Source organism: Vibrio sp. 10N.222.55.A1 (genome assembly GCF_041473835.1).
Classification (GTDB): domain Bacteria; phylum Pseudomonadota; class Gammaproteobacteria; order Enterobacterales; family Vibrionaceae; genus Vibrio; species Vibrio crassostreae_C.
Genome location: NZ_JBFRSX010000069.1, coordinates 1 through 5,420 on the forward strand (window position 1 = coordinate 1; position 5,420 = coordinate 5,420).

The following is a 5,420-nucleotide window of genomic DNA, read 5'->3' on the forward strand; positions in this document are numbered from 1 at the left end:
CGGTACTTTTAAGCATCACTGGATAGCCAATTTTCTCCGCTTCCTTTAGGGCTTGCTGCTTGTCATTCAATAAGTCTGTGCCTGGGAGAAGCGGTACGTTCGCATGAGTCGCGATGTTACGCGCAGAGTGTTTTAGGCCGAACGCTCGCATTTGTTCTGCTGTTGGTCCTAAAAAGACCAATCCTTCTTGTTCGCAGCGTTCAACAAATTCTGGGTTTTCGCTTAGGAAGCCGTAGCCAGGATGAATCGCTTCTACCCCTGACTGTTTCGCAATAGCAATGATTTTGTCTTGATCAAGGTACGTCTCGGTTGCGCCGCCCTGACCTAAAGAGTAAGCCTCATCAGCACCGACAACGTGTAAACTTTGAGAGTCTGCTTCGCTATAAATAGCAACGCTTGTGATATTGAGTTGTTTTAATGTGCGGATAACTCGGCAGGCAATGGCTCCACGGTTAGCAATTAACACCTTACTAAACATATTTTCTTCCCTAAAATCCAGGTCGTCCCGGAAAAATAAAGAGCATTAACTAGGGTCGTCCCTTGCTCATTTTTTGCAGCTATTTTGCTGACTTTATTGCCAAACGATGACCTCAACAGGCGTTGGGTTGTAGGCATTACATGGGTTATTCAGTTGTGGGCAGTTCGACATTAAGACGATGGTGTCCATGTGGGCTTTGAGCTCTACGTACTTGCCTGCGCCACTAATACCGTCCGCAAAAGTAAGTCCACCTTCGGCTGTCACAGGTACATTCATAAAGAAGTTGATGTTATGGGTAATGTCGCGCTTAGACATACCAAACTGCTCGTTTTCAGCGACAGCAAGTAACCAGCTATCACGGCAAGCATGCATGCACTTTTTATCAATTGAGTAACGTACTGTGTTGCTCTCGGTCGCACATGCGCCGCCAAGCGTGTCGTGTCGGCCACAGGTATCTGCGACAATCTCAAGCATCACATTGCCTTGGTCAGACAGAATCTTGGTCCCAGCAGTTAGATAAACATTACCCTGCTCACGAATGGTATCGATGGCGCTGTAGCGCTCTGAAGGATCATTCGCGTTGTAAAACAGAGTATCTGCAGCTTGGTTGCCTTCAATATCAAGGATACGCACCGTTTGGCCTTTTTTTACGACTTTCATGTAGTAGTCACCCGCAGGCACAACATCACGATAAAGTGCTTCACTTGGCTGTAATTGGCTCTCTACAATCATGTTTTACTCCTTTAACAACAGTGACTAACGGTGGATGGTTCAACGGCTTGACTTTCCGTAGCGGCATAACGACGGTTGTTTTCAAAACCTCGCTCGTTCTCTTCACGGTGATTTAGACAGGCATCACTTTCGAGCATCGGGTCAGACTCAAATACCGTTACCTCAACAGGCTTATATGGATATGTCTCTGATGGATTAAGTGGATGCGGACAAGTCGTCATCACTACCAAGGTATCCATCTCAAAACGCAGCTCAATACAGTCATCGGCTTGGCTGTGCTGAGGGTCGTAGTTAAGATTACCCACTTCATCGGTAGCCACTTTGCTGAACAAGTTAAGGTTCGCCGCCAAATCACGCTTACCTAAGCCATATTTCGCCACTTCTACTAGCAACGCGTCATAGCCGTTCTGTTTCCACTGGTTACGCTCTGTTTGGTAGTCTCGCTCACCCCACTTCTGTGCCACTTTCTGTTTGTTGGCAACACCACAAACAGTATCAATCCAGCCAGTGTCATCACGGACAATCGAACAGAAAATACGCCCCATATCTGAATACAAACAGTTGCCTGTGGTCAGCTTGAACGTGTGTTGGCATTTCAAGGTATCAGGCGCATTGTAGCGCTCTATCGGATTGGCAGGGTTGTAGAACAACACACTCAGGTTCGCCCCGCCTTCTAGGTCTTTGAACCGAACCGTTCGACCTTTCGGCACGACCATAGACCAATGGGCGGCCCCAGGCAGTGTGTCTGAAAAAATCACTTCCTGTTTTGCTAACATGTTTTATTCCTTATGCAATTTTTTGTAGTAGTTGTTCTGGTTGGGTGTGTTCCAACTGCTCAGTTGGAATATCAAAAGTCACCTGCGCACCAAAACGCTCTGGGGCTTGCTCATCATGGCGGGTATGATCAAACACCCATAGACGGTTGCCTAGATGGAAGCCTTCACTAAGATCGTGAGTGATCATAAATACGGTCAGGTTTTGCTCTTTCCACAGCGATTTCACGAGCACATGCATGTCTTTGCGAATACCCGGATCAAGTGCGCCAAAAGGCTCATCCAATAGCAGTATTCTTGGCTTCTTAATTAGTGCCTGAGCAATAGAAAGACGCTGTCTCATACCGCCTGATAGCTCATGCGGGTATTTATCTTGAGCGGCTAACAAGCCTACTTGTTCCAGCATCTTCAACGCTTGCTTTTTCGCTTGTTGCTTCTTAGCCCCAAACAGTCGTCCCAATAAAGTGCTGGAAATACTGCTTTCCTCAAACTCATAGCCGAGCATGACATTCTCAAGTGCAGTCAGATGTGGAAACACCGAGTACTTTTGGAACACGATGCCTCGCTCTACACCAGGCTCTTGAGTAAGCGGCTCGCCATCCAATAACATTTGGCCTCTCGATGGTGTTTCTGTGCCTAGCAGCATGTTGAGGAAAGTGGTTTTTCCACAACCCGAAGCGCCGACGATGCTGACGAAGTCACCTTCATTGACAGTGAGGTTCAAACGCTCAAGGACGATGTTGTCGCCATACTCTTTCCAAACCTGCTTGATTTGGATGATCGGCTGCTTGGTTTCGTTATTCACTTGCGCACTAACCATGATTCTCTCCTTGAGACTGGTGATACCAAGGGCTTAACTTTTTCGACGCTAAGCGTAAGAGCCAATCCATGCTGTAAGCCAAGATAGTGATCCACAAGACGTACGGTAGAATCACATCCATTGATAGGTAACGGCGTACCAAGAAGATGCGGTATCCCAAGCCTTCGGTTGCAACAATCGCCTCTGCGGCAATCAAGAACAGCCATGCGCTACCCAAGGTTAGGCGAACGGCTTCAATCAGCTTTGGCATAATCTGAGGAAGGATAACTCGCACAATAATTTGCCAACTGTTCGCGCCTAGTGTTTGAGCCTTAATGAGTTGCTCATCAGGCAGGCTTTGCACCCTAAGCTGAATGTCTCGAATAATGATCGGACACACACCGATGACAATCAGCACCACTTTAGAGACTTCACCCACCCCAAATGAGATAAACAATATTGGCAATATCGCCATAGGCGGAATAAGAGAAACTACGGTGATCACCGGTGATAATGAAGAACGCACTAAAGGAATAATGCCCGTCGCAATACCTAGTGATAGACCAATCAGTGCACTGATACCAATCCCCCAGCCTAGTCTTGCAAGACTGGCAAAGGTGTCTGTCCACATTAGGTATTCACCCGTTCTTCGGCTTGGGGTAAACGCCATTCTGTCGATGGCATCTGCAAAACTGCTGAGCGCGGGAAGTAGCTTATCGGCGGAGTTGGCTGCCAGTCTCGCATCTGCTGCCGTCACGTAGACGGCAAGCAGGATGAGAAACGGCATCACACCTAACATAACGCGTCCAAATTTGGACGGATGACAGTTAATTACTTTGGTCATAACGACTCCATTTACAATGACCGAATGGTGAGGTTACAGCTTGTTATCCGCTGCCATCTGCATGTACTCAGATGTAAATCGAAGCTTGATGTTGCTTGGGTCGCCATAAACGCCCGTTGGTGTTTCTACGCCAATGAAACCCGCATCAGGCGCACCTTCACCTAGCAGACCATGCTCAAATGAGAACTCGCTGACTTTTTGCATCGTCGCAGCAAGTTTAGGGCTTTGTGTAAATCTCACTGCCTCATCAGCGGAGTAGAACATATTGGTCGCTTGTAGCTGAGACTTGTAACCATCAAGGTCAGTACCAGATGCTTGTGCCATATAGGATTTGGCTTCATCACCCTGTTCTGATGATTGCATGATCGACATGATTTCGTACCACGCGCCGGTCAAGGCTTTACCCAATGCTGGGTTGCTTTCCAAGGTCTCAGTATTGACGACCAGTAAGTCGATAATTTCGCCAGGGATGTCAGAAGAGTTGAAAACAAAAGAAGTGTCTGGCTGAGAAGTGATTTCACTCAATAGCGGGTTCCAAGTAACGACAGAAGTCACTTGGCTAGTGCTAAATGCGGCAACAAGATCAGCATCGGATGTGTTGACGACTCTCACATCACGCTCACTCATACCCACACTTTCTAGCGCGCGAGCCAGCAGGTAGTGAGATACACTTAACTCTACAAGGTTAATTGACTGACCTTTTAGGTCTTCTAACTTTTTATCCCCTTTAAGGACAATACCATCGTTGCCGTTTGAGAAGTCACCCACTACTAGTGCTGTTGAGTCAGCTCCACTTGCCGCAGGAATCGTTAATGCATCCATGTTCGTCATAACGGTTGCATCGAACTGACCCGTGGTGAACTGATTGATGGACTCAATGTAGTCGTTAACCTGCACAACATCGATTTCAATGCCGTACTTATCTGCCCATTTATCTAAGATTCCAGAATGGTCTGCATAATCCCATGGCATCCACCCGACATAGATAGACCAAGCAAGAGTAAACTTTTCTTTCTCTTGTGCTAATGCGATTGGGGAAAAGGCTGAAGTGAGTAGCGTCGTACCGACAACGGATGCAAGTAGGCTTTTTTTGATTTGAGCTTTCATTGAAATCTCCTCCATGAGGTCACTAAATACAAACACAAGAGACATAACCAATTGGCTTGGTTTAATCTCCCGGGCTTCTATCCCTCCGTGTGACCCCTTGCGAGGTTGACAACTCTCGACCCAGACACTGTATCAACAGCCGGAACCCTAGATGTCTATTTGCCAAATTGTGAGTTAGCAAGGTTAATCACCTAGCTAACTCTGTGCTCTTGTAAACTTACAATAACTAAACAAATATCATGCCAATTTTAAGTAACTAAAAATCAATAACTTAAACTCAAAGTGAATTACTACACTGTTCTAGATGTGATCATTTTGGTGCATAAGTTCAATTTGGGTGCAGTGATAATCCCCCGACTTTTATAGGTGCACTAAAGGTATGAGGAAAAGTAAGTCAAATGGCGGCTCTGTGAAGTAAGTAGCTAATCAGGCGTAACTTCGAATGGGGCAGAAGCAAGCTTGCCACATACAGTTCTTAGCTTTAAACTAACGTTGAGAGCCTCGGGTATCCCTGCTTTTTCTTGGATGTACTATTTACTGTCTGGCCAGAAGTAATTGTATCGAATTGAACTTGGCTTAATTGCAAAGCAGACCACCGAGGACATATGATAAGTCTAGGTGCTTTCCCTTCCATATACTTTGGTGATAAAACACCCGACGCTGCACACAGAATGTGTTCCCTCTTCG

General features: G+C 46.4%; 6 protein-coding genes and 1 riboswitch. All 6 genes read right to left on the reverse strand.

What is annotated here, in order from left to right; translation table 11 throughout:
- A partial coding sequence (locus AB4493_RS19185; protein ID WP_372155615.1) for a biotin carboxylase N-terminal domain-containing protein occupies positions 1 to 478 on the reverse strand: 478 nt, incomplete at its 3' end.
- 93 nt (positions 479 to 571) lie between these two features.
- A complete protein-coding gene (locus AB4493_RS19190) occupies positions 572 to 1,210 on the reverse strand; it encodes an urea amidolyase associated protein UAAP2 (RefSeq protein ID WP_372155616.1) in 639 nt (212 codons plus the stop codon).
- A gap of 11 nt (positions 1,211 to 1,221) precedes the next feature.
- The gene (locus AB4493_RS19195) at positions 1,222 to 1,986 is read right to left on the reverse strand and encodes an urea amidolyase associated protein UAAP1 (RefSeq protein WP_372155617.1); all 765 of its coding nucleotides are present in this window, start codon (positions 1,984 to 1,986) and stop codon (positions 1,222 to 1,224) included.
- Positions 1,987 to 1,996: 10 nt separating this feature from the next.
- Positions 1,997 to 2,803 (reverse strand): ABC transporter ATP-binding protein, encoded by an 807-nt coding sequence (locus AB4493_RS19200; RefSeq protein WP_372155618.1) that lies wholly within the window; start codon positions 2,801 to 2,803, stop codon positions 1,997 to 1,999.
- On the reverse strand, positions 2,796 to 3,626 hold the full coding sequence (locus AB4493_RS19205) for an ABC transporter permease (RefSeq protein ID WP_372155619.1): 831 nt from the start codon (positions 3,624 to 3,626) through the stop codon (positions 2,796 to 2,798). Before AB4493_RS19205 ends, AB4493_RS19200 begins: the two co-directional genes overlap by 8 nt.
- Positions 3,627 to 3,659: 33 nt before the next feature.
- Entirely contained in the window at positions 3,660 to 4,733 is a 1,074-nt protein-coding gene (locus AB4493_RS19210; protein ID WP_372155620.1) for a putative urea ABC transporter substrate-binding protein, read from the reverse strand.
- A gap of 64 nt (positions 4,734 to 4,797) precedes the next feature.
- A riboswitch (guanidine-I (ykkC/yxkD leader) is annotated at positions 4,798 to 4,895 on the reverse strand.
- Positions 4,896 to 5,420 lie beyond the last annotated feature (525 nt).

Coding starts and splice junctions, on each gene's coding strand:
- AB4493_RS19190 (WP_372155616.1), bottom strand. CDS start 1,210: ATGATTGTAGAGAGCCAATTACAGCCAAGTGAAGCACTTTATCGTGAT.
- AB4493_RS19195 (WP_372155617.1), bottom strand. CDS start 1,986: ATGTTAGCAAAACAGGAAGTGATTTTTTCAGACACACTGCCTGGGGCC.
- AB4493_RS19200 (WP_372155618.1), bottom strand. CDS start 2,803: ATGGTTAGTGCGCAAGTGAATAACGAAACCAAGCAGCCGATCATCCAA.
- AB4493_RS19205 (WP_372155619.1), bottom strand. CDS start 3,626: ATGACCAAAGTAATTAACTGTCATCCGTCCAAATTTGGACGCGTTATG.
- AB4493_RS19210 (WP_372155620.1), bottom strand. CDS start 4,733: ATGAAAGCTCAAATCAAAAAAAGCCTACTTGCATCCGTTGTCGGTACG.